Origin of the sequence: Photorhabdus cinerea (assembly GCF_011189575.1) — a bacterium.
Lineage (GTDB): Bacteria > Pseudomonadota > Gammaproteobacteria > Enterobacterales > Enterobacteriaceae > Photorhabdus > Photorhabdus cinerea.
This window is the reverse complement of record NZ_PUJW01000024.1, coordinates 25588-42488: the sequence shown is the minus strand read 5'-3', so window position 1 is coordinate 42488 and position 16901 is coordinate 25588. Positions and strand designations below refer to the sequence as shown.

Genomic DNA, 16901 nt, shown 5'->3' with positions numbered 1-16901 from the left:
CGCTTTACCGCTGTGTTCAGCATAAAAGTGGGTGTAGGATACCGATAGCCAGCAGTAAAGACAAAATATACTTAATCCTACAAAAAATATTTTATCATTTACAATGTTTTTTTAAAAATTATGTTTTCAATTGATCGAGGTCATGATGAACGCAATGCCTCCTGCCAGTGGCGGATGGATAAAGAAGATACAACTGGGGCAAAAATATATGAAGACCTGGCCGATTGAGAAGCAACTGGCGCCAGTGTTTCCTGAAAACCGGGTTATTAAGGCAACCCGTTTTGGTATCCAGTTTATGCCACCATTGGCTATTTTTACTCTGACGTGGCAAATCGCTTTGGGTGGTCAACTTGGTCCCGCTATCGCGACTGCACTATTTGCGTGTAGTTTGCCGATACAGGGGTTATGGTGGTTGGGAAAACGGGCATCAACACCATTACCTGTGGCATTGCTGAAATGGTTTCATGAAATCCGTGATAAATTTGCCGAAGCAGGTATTGCAATGGCACCTGTGCAGCAAACGCCTACTTATCAATCTCTTGCTGAAATTCTCAAACGGGCATTTAAACAACTTGATCGGTCGTTTTTTGATGATATTTAGCTGGAAAATATCACGAGATTGGATCAGGTCGATTGGTGTTTGAAATCAGTGATTGAGAAATCAACAGATAAAATAGCGGTTCATGGCAAAAAAACAGGCATGTTGTTGATCGTAACTAGAGATTTTCCCCCAATAAAATAGTCTACTAATCAAGATGATGTTTCCGACACTGTATCTTCTTTTTCGTTGATAGAGGCCATTTTGAATAGTGAACTCTTGTGGGTATTGACCCTGTTATTGATAGCTATTGTTCTTTTTACCACCAACAAATTGCGCATGGATATTGTTGCGTTATTGGTGATTATTGCATTTGTCATGAGTGGAACGCTGACACTGGGTGAAGCAACCAGTGGTTTCAGTGATCCCAATGTCTTACTGATAGCGGCCTTGTTTGTTATTGGCGAGGGGTTAGTGAGAACCGGTGTTGCTTATCAAATGGGAGACTGGCTGGTAAGAGTTGCTGGAAACAGCGAAACCAAAATGTTGGCTTTGCTGATGATGACTGTTGCGGGGCTTGGTGCTTTTATGAGCTCCACGGGGGTAGTCGCGATTTTCATTCCCGTTGTGCTCAGTGTTGCGGCAAGAATGAAAATTTCTCTAGGGCGGTTGATGATGCCTCTGAGTTTTGCCGGGCTTATCAGTGGGATGATGACGTTGGTAGCGACGCCGCCTAATATGGTGGTTAACAGTGAGTTGATCCGTGAAGGGCTTCCTGGTTTCAAATTTTTCTCAATTACACCTATTGGCTTTCTGATTCTGTTTGCTGGTATTGGCTATATGTTGATTGCTCGTCATTGGTTGGGAAGCAATCAGCCGGATAATGGTCGTGACAAATGGAACCGCCGTACTTTCCGTGATCTTATCCGCGACTATAAATTATCCGGTCGCGCTCGTCGTCTGGCAATCCGGCAAGATTCCCCGTTGATTGGTCTCTCTCTGGATGAATTGAATTTGCGCGCCCGCTATGGGGCTAATGTCGTTGGTATTGAGCGTTGGCGGCGCTTCCGGCGTGTTATGGTTAACGCGACTGGGAATACAGAACTGAGAGAACGAGATATATTGCTGATTGATATGTCAGGCAGTGAAGTGGATTTGCGGGAATTTTGCAGTGAGCAATTATTGGAGCCGATGGTGCTGCGTGGAGAGTATTTTTCTGCGCAATCCCGTAATGTGGGTATGGCTGAAGTATCGTTGATCCCGGAGTCAGATTTACTGGGTAAATCTCTACGCGAGATGAGTTTTCGTACCTGTTATGGTTTGAATGTTGTCGGCATCCGGCGTGATGGTGAACCGTTGTCGGGCAAACTGGTGGATGAGCCGCTACAACTTGGGGATATTTTACTGGTCATTGGTGACTGGAAATTGATCCGCATCCTGAAAACCAAAATGCGCGATTTTATTGTACTCAATCTGCCTGTTGAGATTGAGGAGGTGGCACCGGCAACATCGCAGGCTCCACATGCACTTTTTAGTCTGGTGCTGATGGTTGCCATGATGCTGACTGATGAAGTCCCTAATGTGATTGCCGCATTGATAGCTTGCCTGTTGATGGGAAAATTCCGTTGTATTGATATGGAAAGCGCTTACCGATCCATTCACTGGCCCAGCATAATTCTGATTGTCGGCATGATGCCATTTGCATTGGCGTTACAGAAAACGGGTGGGATTGGTCTTATTGTCCGCGGCTTGATGGATATTGCAGGTGACATGGGGCCAAGAGTGATGTTGTTATGTCTGTTCGTGCTTTGTGCCGTTATTGGTTTGTTTATTTCTAATACGGCAACGGCGGTATTAATGGCGCCGATAGCCATTGCAGCTGCGCGTGAAATGGCTGTATCACCCATGCCATTTGCCATGATTATTGGTGTGGCAGCTTCTGCCGCATTTATGACTCCAGTTTCATCACCCGTTAATACTTTGGTTCTTGGCCCAGGTGGTTACAAATTCTCTGATTTTGTCCGTCTGGGAGTGCCATTTACCATGCTGGTGATGGTGATAAGTGTACTGGTTATTCCTTGGTTGTTCCCATTTTAATGGGGGATATCGAGGCTAATTTCGTCTAGTGACAGGCTAAACCCCGGTACAAAAACTTGCATAAAGTAATCCATCTCTTGGCTGTGGCGATCAGCCAGAGTTTTTTCAAGCCGGGTTTTTGCCAGATTGAATTCACTGTTACCTGCTGATAGTTCTTCCAGACATTTGAGATAAGCACACAGGGAATCGGCCTGTTTGACAATAAAAACTTCTTCTTCTGTATGCAGGCTGTCATCCAGTATTGAACGGAAATCTTCTTGCAACTCTGTTGGTAGCATTTCCAGTAATCTCTTTTGTGCGATTTTTTCTATCTTTTTGTATTCACGGGCAATATGTGGATTGTGATATTTGACCGGGGTCGGTAAATCTCCGGTGATAACTTCGCTGGCGTCGTGGTACATAGCCAGTAATGCAATGCGTTCAGCATTCACATTGCCATTAAATTTGCGGTTTTTGATAATAGCTAAAGCGTGTGCGACGAAAGCAACCTGGAGACTGTGCTCGGAAACATTTTCTATACGCACATTACGCATGAGCGGCCAACGGTTAATCAGTTTCAAACGGGAAAGGTGGGCAAAAAAGTGGCTCATAATTATCTCTTACAATGGAATATCGCTTTTGTTGTGAGTGGTTGGCAGGGATAAGTAAATTTTGAAGTCGCTTCTTAATTTTTATCCCTGACTTTAAGGAGGAAATACTCTTTTAGCTAACGTATTAACGATATTCGTTAACTGACGTCCAGACAGTATAACATCCCCAGGATGACGGGTTAATTTACATTTATATTACCGGAAACGTTATAATCTTAATGGAAATATTTTTTAAAAGAAATTTATTCTTCTATTCCATTTTACATACAAATTGTATACAAATATTTCACCTAATTTACAATAGGTCACTATTACTTCAAGCACTCTCTTTTATCAAATTTAACAAATGCAATGTTTAATTCTTTTTTGTCCTTAAAAATCCTTATATAATCACTATAAGACCCCTCTAAAATAAAAAAATTAACCCTTGTTACCGGTAAAAAAATGAAAATTTACTGGCTTTACTCTGTAAAGAACTATCATCTTATGTCAGTAAAGAAAGTATTGGAAATTACTATCAAGGACTTCTATCTGGTAGGTGATGCTTTTGTCAGTGAGGAAGAATTAAGCAGACTAATTTGTTAGTTGTAGAAGAAATGGGTTTTCTTCTACAACGGATAAAACTCATGGTGTGAATAATGTTCGTTATCGGTAAGATTTACGTTTTAACAAACGGCTCTGATTTTTTTACTGATGATATTTGCCAATAAATCGGGCGAATTTCTGAATCGCCATTTCCAATTCATCAAGTCTTGGCAGTGTCACTATGCGGAAATGATCAGGTTCTGGCCAGTTAAATGCGGTTCCCTGCACTAACAAAACCTTCTCCTGTAACAAGAGGTCAAGCACCATTTTCTGATCATCGTGAACGTTAAAACGCTTGGCATCAATTTTCGGGAACATATATAAAGCGCCTTTGGGTTTCACACAGGAAACTCCAGGGATTTGATTAATTAATTCCCATGCACGGTTACGCTGCTCATATAAACGACCACCAGGTAAAATGAACTCGCTGATACTCTGATAACCCCCTAAAGCGGTTTGAATCGCGTGCTGCATTGGCACATTTGCACATAAGCGCATTGATGCCAACATTTCTAAGCCTTCAATATAACTTTTAGCGTGCTTTTTCGGGCCGTTTAATACCATCCAGCCTTGACGAAAACCTGCAACGCGATATGTTTTAGATAATCCGTTAAACGTTACCGTTAACAGATCTGGGGCGAGAGCGGCAATTGAATGATGCTCTGCATCGTCATATAAGATTTTGTCGTAAATCTCATCAGCAAAAATGATTAAATTATGCTGACGCGCTATTTCAACAATTTCCAATAGCAATTCTTTGCTATATACAGCACCCGTTGGATTATTAGGGTTAATAATCACAATTCCACGTGTACGGGGAGTAATTTTGTTACGGATGTCATCCAGGTCAGGAAACCAATCTGAGTTTTCATCGCACATATAATGTACGGCTTTACCGCTAGAAAGTGAAACGGCTGCGGTCCAGAGAGGATAATCAGGAGCAGGAACCAGCATTTCATCGCCGGTATTCAGTAATGCTTGCATTGCCTGAACGATTAATTCAGAAACACCATTTCCAATATAAATATCTTCAACACTCACATCCAGCATATTGCGGGCCTGATAATGTTGCATGATGGCTTTACGCGCAGAATACAAGCCTTTTGAATCTGAATAACCCTGTGCTGTTGGTAAGTTACGGATAACATCTACCAAGATTTCATCTGGCGCTTCAAAACCAAAAGGTGCTGGATTACCAATATTTAATTTGAGGACTTTATTACCTTCTTCTTCCAGGCGTTTAGCTTCTTTGAGTACGGGTCCGCGGATGTCATAACAAACATTATCGAGTTTGCTGGATTTTTTAACTGTTAGCATTGAGAGTCTTACCTTAAATCTTGGTAGAAAATGGGGTTCGTTAGCCTATAGCGTGTAACATTTAATGTACTCTTCCCTCTTGGTGTTTTGAAGACGTGTTGATATATTTGGTCAAAATGATTGTTTTAGTAAGGATGTTGTTGTTTTAGTGTCTTTTTATGCTTGTTAGGTTGGTGTTAAATTCTTTATTTTTAAATATTTTTGGATTTATATTCTTGAATGTTATCTTTTTTTAGTGTGGAAATGAGATGTTTTTAACGTTAAAGCAGTGAGTCGGGTGATTATGGGGAGAAAATGTGCATAGCTCAATTTGCCAATAAAAATTATTATGTTTGTATAATTTATTCTTATGTATAAGATTTGGCTTGAATTGGCAATTCAGTACTATATATTTTAGAAAGTTCGAACAATATTTTTGAGCATTTCTGGAAACTAGTTGTAAATTTATCTGAATAGGATTATTAAACATTAACAATATTGAAGATTTTTACTTTATATTTAGTTTTTCTGATATAACTTATGTTATTCTTTGACGTGAGTCAGAAAACAAAATAATCAAACTAGAAATCACATATAGGGTGTTGTAAATAGGGATTGTCCTCAGTTCTATTTAGGAATCCGAGTAACTTTTGCTAAGAAGAGGAGAAAATAAAACCCACAATGGGTTCAATAGGTAAAAAAACAGCAGTAAATCTTTGCCCTATTTAATAGAGTAGAGTACTGTCTAATCGATGTTATTTAATTTGATAGTGCTTACGTAAAAACACCAGGTTAGTTAGTAATTAAAATCAAAAAAAAGTGATGAATAAACAATGATAAATGCAAATCGTCCGATAATGAATCTCGATCTCGATCTGCTAAGAACTTTTGTTGCTGTTGCTGATTTAAATACTTTTGCAGCAGCAGCAGCAGCAGTATGCAGAACGCAATCGGCTGTAAGTCAGCAAATGCAACGTTTGGAGCAGTTGGTAGGTAGAGAGCTGTTTGCCCGCCATGGCCGTAATAAGCTTCTTACAGAACATGGTCTTCAACTTCTTGGTTATGCAAGACAAATTCTGCGCGCTAATGATGATGCCAGCGCATCATTGACCTATAGCGATGCAGAAGGTGAGTTGAGAATCGGGGCATCCGATGACACTGTGGATACACTGCTCCCTTTTCTGTTAAATCGTATTGCTTCTGTTTATCCGCGTATGGCAATAGATGTTCGTATAAAACGAACTCAATTTATTGAAAGTATGTTGGATAACCATGAGATCGATTTGGCACTGACCACCGCGAAGATCAGTCACCACCCAAGGACTGTTTTGCGCTCAACCCCAGTATTATGGCATTGCGCTCCAGATTTCCAGCTACAGCCAAACGAACCTGTTCCGCTGGTTGTGATGGATGAAACTAACCCATTTCGCCAGTTAGCATTAGATACGCTGGATGAAGTGGGAGTGTCGTGGCGGATTGCTTATGAAGCAGCTTCTTTGTCTGCGGTTCGCACAGCAGTCAATGCGGAAGTGGGGATTACTGCCCGTCCTTTAGAAATGCAAAATGCTGATCTGCGTATTTTAGGTGAGAGTGAAGGACTTCCTCGTTTGCCTGAAACCCAGTTCTCTCTATATAGACATAGTAATGAACAAAATGAATCTGTTCTGACTGTTTTTAGTGCAATAGAGAATAAGAAGACACCATACACGATATCTAGTCTTGCTGAAGAGCCTTCTAATGGTGACGATAATATCGATGAGTAATATCTGAAACACTCACCCTTAGCTAATGCCTCCATTATGGATGATCAGGAGGTATTAGCATCTCAAATATATTTATAAGTAATTATCAACTAAACACACCTTATTTTACCGTTATGCTAATTGCTGAATATACGATAGCTTTTTTCCTAATTTCCTTATGATTTGGTTAACAAATTGTTACTTTGTTAACAAGGTAATAATTTGTTGAATTGATAAAATAAGAATTTCTATAGTTAATTAGAGCATTCCTCTTATCGATGTGTAAGAAAATATAATTTCTTCAGATTTGAATGAATTATCATCAGCATTCAAATTTTTTTCTGCCAAATTGTGTACTTGATCAAAGAAATATTCCCTATGAGACAGTGGAAAGGCAGGTTTTTCCTGAGATAATGATGTAGTAAAAGCGAGTTATCAGTTAAACTAGTTTCCGCTGCTGTTTATGTGTCAACTGACTGACACGTTTTAGCAGCTTGGTAGCACAATCCGTTAAGATCAAGTTTGCTGTTTGTAAATAAATGTTAGATTAATTTTGTCATAACAGACAAAATATTGTTGAGAGGAGTAAAAACCAAGAAGATCCACTCCATCAATCATTGATTAGTAGTGTTTCAGATTTGGTTGTTACCCCTTCCCTTGAATCGATGTGGTGCAACACTGCCAGACAAAAGAGCAGACATTTTTGACACCACTTTTGATGAGTAAGCAATGAGTATGTCAACATCCACTGAACTCTTTGCCCATCACTGGGCATTCGCGGTATTTCTTTTAGGTGCTTTCGGTCTGTGTGCTTTGATGCTGTTAGGGGCGTTTTTCTTGGGCGGGAAAGCTAAAGCCCGGGCAAAACACATCCCTTATGAATCAGGTATTGATTCTGTTGGCAGTGCTCGTCTCCGCATGTCGGCAAAGTTCTATCTGGTCGCCATGTTTTTCGTCATCTTCGATGTTGAAGCTCTGTTCTTATATGCATGGTCAGTCTCCATTAAAGAGAGTGGCTGGTTAGGCTTTATCGAAGCAAGTATTTTCATTTTGGTGTTACTGGCAGGCTTGTTCTATCTGGTACGTATCGGTGCGCTGAATTGGACGCCATCCCGATCAAGTCGCCAGGTAAATAAACCAAGTGTTGTAATTAACACTAATAACAGTCATCCGCAGTAATAGCGAGGCATTTAAAGATGGATTATACGCTCACCCGCATAGATCCGAACGGTGAGAATGACCGTTATCCCCTGCAAAAACAGGAAATTGTCGCTGATCCACTAGAACAACATGTCCACCGTAGTGTTTACATGGGCAAACTGGAGCATGCTCTGCATGATTTGGTGAATTGGGGGCGTAAAAACTCCCTATGGCCCTACAACTTCGGTCTTTCCTGTTGTTATGTGGAAATGGCGACATCATTCACTGCTGTTCATGACGTTGCCCGTTTTGGGGCTGAAGTTTTACGTGCATCGCCTCGTCAGGCAGATTTTATGGTGGTAGCTGGAACCTGCTTTACCAAAATGGCTCCGGTTATTCAGCGCCTTTATGACCAGATGCTTGAACCGAAGTGGGTTATCTCCATGGGAGCATGTGCTAACTCTGGTGGTATGTACGATATCTACTCTGTGGTGCAAGGAGTCGATAAGTTCATCCCCGTTGATGTTTATATCCCTGGTTGTCCTCCCCGCCCTGAAGCTTATATGCAAGCTCTGTTGTTGTTACAGGAGTCTATCGGCAAAGAGCGCCGTCCATTGTCGTGGGTAGTGGGAGATCAAGGGGTTTACCGTGCCAATATGCAGTCAGAAAGAGAACGTAAGCACGGGGAACGTATTGCAGTGAAAAATCTGCGTACACCGGATGAAGTTTAAAAATCTGCTTTTTAGGCAGTAGGCGTTATTGGTACATGACAGACAAAACAGCCTAATGAATGTGACCAGAGCAATGTGTTGCGATACTAATCCTGATCAAAACAAACACTGATCAAAGCGTTGTGGTGAAAAATGATGATAGATCAGATAGCGCAAGAAAGCGCCCGGCCTGCGTGGCAAACTCATGACCATCTTGATGATCCGGTAGTGAGCGAACTGCGTAACCATTTTGGCCCGGATGCCTTTACTGTTCAGCCAACTCGTACCGGTATACCGGTTGTCTGGGTGAAGCGTGAACAATTACTGGAAGTAATGACTTACCTGAAGAAGCTGCCTAAACCTTATGTCATGCTATTTGATTTGCATGGCATGGATGAACGTCAGCGTACTTACCGCCAGGGTCTGCCAGATGCAGACTTTTCTGTGTTTTATCACCTGCTTTCTATTGAGCGTAATCGCGACATCATGTTGAAGGTTGCGCTCAGTGAGAAAGACCTGAACCTCCCGACTGCAACGCCTCTATTCCCAAATGCCAATTGGTATGAGCGCGAAACATGGGAAATGTTTGGGATTGTCTTTAATGGTCATCCGAACTTACGCCGCATTATGATGCCACCAACTTGGGAAGGGCATCCGTTGCGTAAGGATTATCCGGCTCGTGCGACAGAGTTCAATCCTTTCGAGCTGACCAGGCAGAAAGAAGATCTGGAAATGGAAGCATTGACTTTCAAACCAGAAGAATGGGGGATGAAACGTGGTACTGAGAATGAGGATTTCATGTTCCTTAACCTTGGGCCTAACCATCCTTCTTCTCATGGTGCATTCCGTATTATTCTTCAGTTGGATGGTGAAGAGATTGTCGATTGTGTACCTGATGTTGGTTACCATCATCGCGGTGCGGAAAAAATGGGTGAGCGTCAGTCTTGGCACAGCTATATCCCTTATACCGATCGCATTGAATACCTTGGTGGCTGCGTCAATGAAATGCCTTATGTACTCGCGGTGGAAAAACTGGCTGGTATTGAAGTGCCGGACCGGGTGAAAACCATTCGTGTCATGTTATCGGAGCTATTCCGTATTAACAGTCACCTGTTGTATATCTCGACTTTTATCCAGGATGTTGGCGGGATGACGCCAGTGTTCTTTGCCTTTACTGACCGTCAGAAAGTTTATGATCTGGTGGAAGCTATTACAGGTTTCCGTATGCATCCGGCATGGTTCCGCATTGGTGGTGTTGCTCATGACTTGCCGCGGGGGTGGGATAGATTATTGCGCGATTTGCTGGACTGGCTGCCTAAACGCCTTGATTCCTACGTGAAAGCGGCGCTGAAGAACAGCATCCTGAAAGGCCGTTCTATAGGCGTTGCTGCCTATAATTCCAAACAAGCTCTTGATTGGGGTACGACTGGAGCAGGCTTACGGGCAACGGGTGTTGCATTTGATGTGCGCAAATGGCGCCCATACTCAGGTTATGAAAACTTTGATTTCGAAGTGCCAATTGGTAATAACGGTGATTGCTATGATCGTGTGATGTTGAAAGTAGAGGAAGTGCGTCAGAGCCTACGTATTCTGAGGCAGTGTCTGGACAATATGCCTGAAGGTCCATTCAAAGCAGATCACCCACTAACGACTCCACCACCAAAAGAACGTACTTTGCAGCATATTGAAACCATGATTAACCACTTCCTACAAGTGTCATGGGGGCCGGTAATGCCAGCAAATGAGTCTTTCCAGATGATTGAAGCAACCAAGGGTATCAACAGTTACTATCTGACCAGTGACGGCAGTACCATGAGTTATCGTACTCGTATCCGTACACCGAGTTATCCGCATTTGCAGCAGATTCCTTCGGTAATCCGCGGTAGTTTGGTCTCTGACCTGATCGTGTATCTGGGCAGTATCGATTTTGTTATGTCTGATGTGGATCGCTAACTATGCAAAGAGAAATTAACGCGAATGAGCAACAGGCGCGCCTTGATGTGGTTAACGTGACAGAGTCTCAGGCAAAAGCAGATTTTGTGCTGAGCACCGAAGAGCACGATGCTATTGAGCAGGAAAAACACCACTATGAAGATCCGCGCGCTGCTTCGATAGAAGCACTGAAAATTGTGCAGAAGCATCGTGGTTGGGTGCCGGATGGTGCCATTTATGCGATTGCTGATGTTCTTGGTATTCCAGCCAGTGATGTTGAAGGTGTGGCAACGTTCTACAGCCAGATTTATCGCCAGCCAGTGGGTCGTCATATTATCCGTTATTGTGACAGTGTGGTTTGCCATATTACCGGTTATCAGGATGTTCAAGCTGCAATTGAAAGACATTTGAATATCTGTCCAGGGCAAACTACACAAGACGGGCGTTTTACGCTGTTGCCAACGTGTTGTTTGGGTAACTGTGACAAAGGTCCGACCATGATGATCGATGACGATACTCACAGTTCTGTAAAACCTGAAGAGATCGAGAAGTTATTGGAGCAGTATCCATGACAGCATATTCAGGAATAAAAGAAATTATCCGTACTGCGGAGACCCATCCTCTTACTTGGCGTTTACGTGATGACAAACAGCCGGTATGGTTGGATGAATACCGTAGTAAGAACGGTTATCGCGGTGCTGAAAAAGCACTGAAAAGCATGGCTCCAAATGAAGTGGTTTCTCTGGTAAAAGATGCCGGGTTGAAAGGCCGTGGCGGTGCAGGTTTCTCCACTGGCCTTAAATGGAGCCTGATGCCAAAAGATGAAAGCATGAATATCCGTTATCTGTTGTGTAACGCAGATGAAATGGAGCCGGGTACTTATAAAGACCGCTTGCTAATGGAGCAACTTCCTCACTTGCTGGTGGAGGGGATGCTGATCAGTGCATTTGCCCTGAAGGCTTATCGTGGTTATATCTTCCTGCGTGGTGAATATGTGGAAGCGGCTGTGCATCTGCGTAAAGCCATTGAAGAAGCCAAAGCAGCAGGTTTGCTGGGTAAAAACATTATGGGCAGCGGTTTTGATTTTGAACTGTTTGTTCATACTGGGGCAGGACGTTATATCTGTGGTGAAGAAACTGCACTGATTAATTCACTGGAAGGCCGCCGGGCTAACCCTCGTTCAAAACCTCCATTCCCAGCAACTTCTGGTGCATGGGGTAAGCCAACATGTGTCAACAATGTTGAAACCTTGTGTAATGTTCCCCCAATTTTAGAATACGGTAAAGAGTGGTATATCGGCTTGAGTGAAGGCAAAAGTAAAGATGCCGGTACTAAACTGATGGGATTCTCCGGCCGGGTGAAAAATCCGGGGTTGTGGGAACTGCCATTCGGTGTGACCGCCCGTGAAATTCTTGAAGATTATGCCGGTGGTATGCGTGACGGCCTGAAATTCAAAGCGTGGCAGCCGGGTGGCGCAGGAACAGACTTCCTGACCGCTGAACATCTGGATCTGCCAATGGATTTTGAAAATATCGCTAAAGCGGGTAGCCGTCTGGGGACTGCACTGGCAATGGCGGTTGACCATGAAATCAACATGGTTTCTCTGACCCGTAACCTTGAAGAGTTCTTTTCCCGTGAATCCTGCGGCTGGTGTACACCGTGCCGTGACGGATTGCCGTGGAGTGTGAAAATTCTGCGTGCAATAGAACGTGGGGAAGGGCAGCCAGGGGATATCGAAACGCTGGAACAGCTCTGCCGCTTCCTTGGGCCGGGGAATACATTCTGTGCTCATGCACCCGGGGCGGTAGAACCCTTACAGAGTGCCATCAAATATTTCCGTGATGAATTCGAAGCTGGAATTGTGACCCAAGACTATGGGAACACTCACCTGATTGCGGGTATCCAGCCAAACCTGCTAAGGCAGCGTTGGTAATGGATTTTTCACGAAATTAGCAGAATTTTTGATTAACACTTGCTGAAAAGCAGGTCACTTGGAAGCATGCTGACTATGGCTACGATACATGTAGACGGCAAAAAATATGATGTAGACGGGGCTGATAACCTGTTACAAGCTTGCCTCTCTTTAGGGCTAGATATTCCTTATTTTTGCTGGCATCCAGCGCTGGGAAGCGTTGGCGCTTGCCGCCAATGTGCGGTAAAGCAATACCAAAACGCGGATGATACGCGCGGTCGTCTGATTATGTCCTGTATGACTCCGGCAACGGATGGCACTTTCATCGCTATTGATGATGAAGAGGCCAAACAATTCCGTGCGAGTGTGGTTGAGTGGCTGATGGCCAACCACCCGCATGATTGTCCCGTGTGTGAAGAAGGGGGCAACTGTCATTTGCAGGATATGACCGTGATGACCGGCCATACATTCCGTAAATACCGTTTCACTAAGCGAACTCATAATAACCAGGAATTAGGGCCGTTTATTTCTCATGAAATGAACCGCTGTATTGCCTGTTATCGTTGTGTGCGCTACTACAAAGACTACGCTGACGGCTCTGATTTTGGTGTCTATGGCGCTAACGATAACATCTATTTCGGTCGCCCTGAAAGCGGCACGCTGGAAAGTGAATTCTCCGGTAACTTGGTAGAAATTTGCCCAACCGGGGTATTCACTGATAAAACCCATTCCGAGCGTTATAACCGTAAATGGGATATGCAGTTTGCGCCAAGCATCTGCCAGCAGTGCAGCATCGGTTGTAACACCAGCCCGGGGGAGCGTTATGGTGAATTACGCCGTATCGAGAACCGTTATAACGGTACGGTAAACCACTATTTTATGTGTGACCGCGGTCGTTTCGGTTATGGTTATGTGAACTGTAAAGATCGGCCTCGTCAGCCACAGCAATTGCGTGGTGATCACTGGATCGCACTTAATGCTGAACAGGCAATGCAGGGTGGGGCAGATATTTTGCGCCAGGCCAAAAATGCTATTGGTATCGGCTCACCTCGTGCCAGCCTGGAAAGTAATTTTGCACTGCGTGAGCTTGTGGGTGCGGAAAACTTCTATAGCGGAATCTCTGCCGCTGAACAGCACCGCCTTGATATGATGCTAGAAATTCTTCAGCAAGGTGGTGTTTATACGCCATCACTGCGTGAAATTGAAAGCTATGATGCGGTGCTGATTTTGGGTGAAGACTTAACTCAGACGGGTGCTCGTATGGCACTGGCTGTTCGTCAGGCGGTGAAAGGCAAAGCCCGTGAAATGGCGGCTGCCCAGAAAGTCGCTGACTGGCAGATTGCGGCTGTGATGAATATTGGTCAGCGTGCTAAATATCCCCTGTTTGTGACTAACGTAGATGACACTCGTCTGGATGATATCGCTGCGTGGAATTACCGTGCACCGGTTGATGATCAAGCTCGTTTTGGTTTCGCAATCGCTCATGCACTGGATAGCACTGCGCCGGCGGTTGAAAATCTGTCGGATGAACTGAAAGCTAAAGTGGATATGATTGCGCAGGCATTGATTGGCGCGAAGAAACCACTGATTATCAGCGGTAGTAACGTTGGTAATGACGCTATCATTCAGGCGGCGGCCAATGTTGCCTGGGCACTGAAAGACAAAGGTTCAGATGTGGGGTTATCGTTTGTTGCCATTTATGCGAACAGCATTGGATTGGCAATGATGGAAGCTCAGCCATTGGATGCTGCTTTGCGACGTATAAGCAGTGGTAAATCTGATACGGCTATCGTGATGGAAAATGATCTCTATCGGCATGCCGCAGCGGATCAGGTAGACAATGCTCTGAACAATTTGAAAAACTTGGTTGTAGTTGACCATCAGCGCACTGCTATCATGGATAAAGCCCATTTGATTCTTCCGGCTTCCAGCTTTGCAGAAAGTGACGGAACATTGGTGAATCAGGAAGGCCGAGCACAGCGTTACTTCCAGGTTTTCGAACCTTCTTTCTATGACAAATCAGTGGTGATGCTGGAGAGTTGGCGTTGGTTGCACTCCCTGCATGCAACCTATACCGAACGTCATTTGGACTGGGCTCAGCTTGACCATGTTATCGATGCCTGCGTTGCAGTGATGCCACAACTTAAAGGCATTGTTGATGCGGCACCAGATTCTACATTCCGTATTCGTGGTCAGAAGTTGGCGCGTTCACCGCACCGTTACAGTGGTCGTACCGCTATGCTGGCAAATCTTAGTGTACATGAGCAACGTCAGCCACAGGATATTGACTCGCCGTTTGCTTTCTCAATGGAAGGTAACAATAGCCCTGATGCATTTCGTCAACAGGTGCCGTTTGCATGGGCACCGGGCTGGAACTCACCGCAGGCTTGGAATAAATTCCAGTCGGAAGTAGGGGGGCATCTGCGCTTTGGCGATCCCGGTGTACGCTTGATTGAAGCAACTGACGGTGGTCTGAACTATTTTGATCAGATTCCGGCGGAATTTACTGTACAGGATAACCAATGGATAGTGGCTCCTTACCACCACCTGTTTGGCAGTGAGGAATTAACCCAGCGTTCTGATGTGATTCAGGAACGTATGCCGGAGCCTTATGTGATGCTCAATAGTAAAGATGCGGATCAACTGGGTGTGAAAATCGGTTCTATTCTGGAGTTTGATTGTTTTGGTCAGCAGCTGCGTCTGGCAGTCCGTCTGAGTGACAATCTTGCTCAGGGGCAGATTGGTTTACCAATGGGAATGCCGGGCATTCCTCCAGTCATGGCAGGTGTTTCAGTGAATAATTTGCGGGAGGTTGTATGATGAATTGGCTAACCCCCGAAGTTATTGATGTGCTGATTGCTATTCTGAAGGCAGTGGTGATCCTGTTAGTGGTGGTTGCCTGTGGGGCTTTAATGAGCTTTGGTGAACGTCGCTTGCTGGGGTTGTTCCAGAACCGTTATGGACCAAACCGCGTAGGTTGGGGGGGATCATTACAGATCGTCGCTGACATGATCAAAATGTTCTTTAAAGAGGACTGGGTCCCCCGTTTTGCTGACAGACTGATCTTTACCTTAGCGCCAGTGATTGGTTTCGTTTCTCTGTTGCTAGCGTTTGCCATTGTACCGGTAACCCCGACTTGGATGGCCGCAGATCTGAACATCGGCATTTTGTTCTTCATGATGATGGCAGGTCTGGCTGTCTATGCGGTGCTGTTTGCCGGATGGTCAAGTAACAACAAATACTCGTTACTGGGGGCGATGCGTGCTTCTGCACAAACCCTGAGTTATGAAGTGTTTATCGGCCTCTCTTTTATGGGCGTTGTTGCTCAGGCAGACTCCTTCAATATGGTGGATATCGTTAATGCACAGGAACATATGTGGAATATCATTCCTCAGTTCTTTGGTTTTCTGACTTTTGCTATCGCTGGTGTAGCGGTGTGTCACCGTCATCCATTTGACCAGCCGGAAGCAGAGCAGGAGCTGGCTGACGGTTATCATATTGAATACTCTGGTATGAAGTTTGGCCTGTTCTTCGTTGGTGAATATATCGGTATTGTCACGGTTTCTGCCCTGATTGTGACAATGTTTTTTGGTGGTTGGCATGGTCCATTCCTGCCGCCGTTTGTCTGGTTTGCGCTGAAAACAGCATTCTTCATGGTGATGTTCATCCTGATACGTGCATCTTTACCGCGCCCGCGGTATGACCAGGTGATGGCATTTGGCTGGAAAATCTGTTTGCCGCTGACCTTACTTAACCTGCTGGCGACTGCGGCAGTGATTTTGTACAACGCTCAATAAGGGGGGAATGAACCATGACATTGAAAGAGTTAGTGGTTGGTTTTGCCACCCAGGTACGCAGTATTTGGATGATCGGCTTGCATGCCTTTCATAAGCGCGAAACCCAAATGTATCCAGAGGAACCGGTTTATCTGCCACCCCGTTACCGTGGCCGTATTGTGCTAACGCGCGATCCGGATGGTGAAGAGCGTTGTGTTGCTTGTAACCTTTGTGCGGCAGTTTGCCCAGTGGGGTGTATCTCATTGCAAAAGGCTGAGCATAAAGATGGCCGTTGGTATCCGGAGTTTTTCCGCATTAACTTCTCACGCTGCATTTTTTGCGGTCTGTGTGAAGAGGCTTGCCCGACTACTGCGATCCAATTAACACCAGATTTCGAAATGGGTGAGTTCAAGCGTCAGGATTTGGTGTATGAAAAAGATGACCTGACGATTTCAGGTCCAGGTAAATATCCTGATTATAACTTTTACCGTAAGACAGGTATGGCAATTGACGGCAAATCAAAAGGTGAAGCCGACAACGAAGCGAAACCCATCGACGTTAAAAGTCTGTTGCCGTAAGGAGC

General features: G+C 44.5%; 13 protein-coding genes. 11 read left to right on the top strand and 2 right to left on the bottom strand.

Features of this window, described 5'->3' with window-relative positions:
* Positions 1–145 precede the first annotated feature (145 nt).
* On the top strand, positions 146–601 hold the full coding sequence (yfbV, locus tag C5469_RS18540) for a terminus macrodomain insulation protein YfbV (RefSeq protein WP_166309770.1): 456 nt from the start codon (positions 146–148) through the stop codon (positions 599–601).
* 201 nt (positions 602–802) lie between these two features.
* The gene (locus tag C5469_RS18535) at positions 803–2635 is read left to right on the top strand and encodes an SLC13 family permease (RefSeq protein WP_166309745.1); all 1833 of its coding nucleotides are present in this window, start codon (positions 803–805) and stop codon (positions 2633–2635) included.
* On the opposite strand, the gene yfbR is transcribed toward C5469_RS18535, so the two are convergent.
* Entirely contained in the window at positions 2632–3225 is a 594-nt protein-coding gene (yfbR, locus tag C5469_RS18530; protein ID WP_166309744.1) for a 5'-deoxynucleotidase, read from the bottom strand. The genes C5469_RS18535 and yfbR overlap by 4 nt on opposite strands.
* 687 nt (positions 3226–3912) lie before the next feature.
* On the bottom strand, positions 3913–5127 hold the full coding sequence (locus C5469_RS18520) for a pyridoxal phosphate-dependent aminotransferase (RefSeq protein ID WP_166309740.1): 1215 nt from the start codon (positions 5125–5127) through the stop codon (positions 3913–3915).
* A gap of 812 nt (positions 5128–5939) precedes the next feature.
* Here C5469_RS18520 and hexA point away from each other — a divergent pair.
* From hexA to nuoI, 9 genes are all read left to right on the top strand, one after another.
* Entirely contained in the window at positions 5940–6869 is a 930-nt protein-coding gene (gene hexA, locus C5469_RS18515; protein ID WP_166309738.1) for a transcriptional regulator HexA, read from the top strand.
* Positions 6870–7577: 708 nt separating this feature from the next.
* On the top strand, positions 7578–8027 hold the full coding sequence (locus tag C5469_RS18510) for an NADH-quinone oxidoreductase subunit A (RefSeq protein WP_072161882.1): 450 nt from the start codon (positions 7578–7580) through the stop codon (positions 8025–8027).
* Positions 8028–8044: 17 nt separating this feature from the next.
* On the top strand, positions 8045–8719 hold the full coding sequence (locus C5469_RS18505) for a NuoB/complex I 20 kDa subunit family protein (protein ID WP_015833663.1): 675 nt from the start codon (positions 8045–8047) through the stop codon (positions 8717–8719).
* A 132-nt stretch (positions 8720–8851) separates the two neighbouring features.
* Positions 8852–10651, top strand: a complete 1800-nt coding sequence (gene nuoC / locus C5469_RS18500; RefSeq protein ID WP_207629196.1) for an NADH-quinone oxidoreductase subunit C/D — start codon at positions 8852–8854, stop codon at positions 10649–10651.
* Between the two features lie 2 nt (positions 10652–10653).
* The gene (nuoE, locus tag C5469_RS18495) at positions 10654–11202 is read left to right on the top strand and encodes an NADH-quinone oxidoreductase subunit NuoE (RefSeq protein ID WP_166309736.1); all 549 of its coding nucleotides are present in this window, start codon (positions 10654–10656) and stop codon (positions 11200–11202) included.
* On the top strand, positions 11199–12563 hold the full coding sequence (gene nuoF / locus C5469_RS18490) for an NADH-quinone oxidoreductase subunit NuoF (protein WP_166309734.1): 1365 nt from the start codon (positions 11199–11201) through the stop codon (positions 12561–12563). The genes nuoE and nuoF overlap by 4 nt, the downstream gene beginning before the upstream one ends.
* 75 nt (positions 12564–12638) lie before the next feature.
* A complete protein-coding gene (nuoG, locus tag C5469_RS18485; RefSeq protein ID WP_207629195.1) occupies positions 12639–15362 on the top strand; it encodes an NADH-quinone oxidoreductase subunit NuoG in 2724 nt (907 codons plus the stop codon).
* Positions 15362–16339, top strand: coding sequence for an NADH-quinone oxidoreductase subunit NuoH (gene nuoH, locus C5469_RS18480; protein ID WP_166309766.1), 978 nt, complete (start codon positions 15362–15364; stop codon positions 16337–16339). The genes nuoG and nuoH overlap by 1 nt, the downstream gene beginning before the upstream one ends.
* Positions 16340–16353: 14 nt before the next feature.
* Complete coding sequence (nuoI, locus tag C5469_RS18475) at positions 16354–16896, top strand: NADH-quinone oxidoreductase subunit NuoI (RefSeq protein ID WP_015833669.1); 543 nt, start codon at positions 16354–16356, stop codon at positions 16894–16896.
* Positions 16897–16901: the final 5 nt, after the last annotated feature.

Bases quoted from the DNA above. Each gene is read 5' to 3' on its own strand.
- yfbV (WP_166309770.1), top strand. From the start codon at position 146: ATGAACGCAATGCCTCCTGCCAGTGGCGGATGGATAAAGAAGATACAA.
- yfbR (WP_166309744.1), bottom strand. From the start codon at position 3,225: ATGAGCCACTTTTTTGCCCACCTTTCCCGTTTGAAACTGATTAACCGT.
- C5469_RS18520 (WP_166309740.1), bottom strand. From the start codon at position 5,127: ATGCTAACAGTTAAAAAATCCAGCAAACTCGATAATGTTTGTTATGAC.
- hexA (WP_166309738.1), top strand. From the start codon at position 5,940: ATGATAAATGCAAATCGTCCGATAATGAATCTCGATCTCGATCTGCTA.
- C5469_RS18510 (WP_072161882.1), top strand. From the start codon at position 7,578: ATGAGTATGTCAACATCCACTGAACTCTTTGCCCATCACTGGGCATTC.
- C5469_RS18505 (WP_015833663.1), top strand. From the start codon at position 8,045: ATGGATTATACGCTCACCCGCATAGATCCGAACGGTGAGAATGACCGT.
- nuoC (WP_207629196.1), top strand. From the start codon at position 8,852: ATGATGATAGATCAGATAGCGCAAGAAAGCGCCCGGCCTGCGTGGCAA.
- nuoE (WP_166309736.1), top strand. From the start codon at position 10,654: ATGCAAAGAGAAATTAACGCGAATGAGCAACAGGCGCGCCTTGATGTG.
- nuoF (WP_166309734.1), top strand. From the start codon at position 11,199: ATGACAGCATATTCAGGAATAAAAGAAATTATCCGTACTGCGGAGACC.
- nuoG (WP_207629195.1), top strand. From the start codon at position 12,639: ATGGCTACGATACATGTAGACGGCAAAAAATATGATGTAGACGGGGCT.
- nuoH (WP_166309766.1), top strand. From the start codon at position 15,362: ATGAATTGGCTAACCCCCGAAGTTATTGATGTGCTGATTGCTATTCTG.
- nuoI (WP_015833669.1), top strand. From the start codon at position 16,354: ATGACATTGAAAGAGTTAGTGGTTGGTTTTGCCACCCAGGTACGCAGT.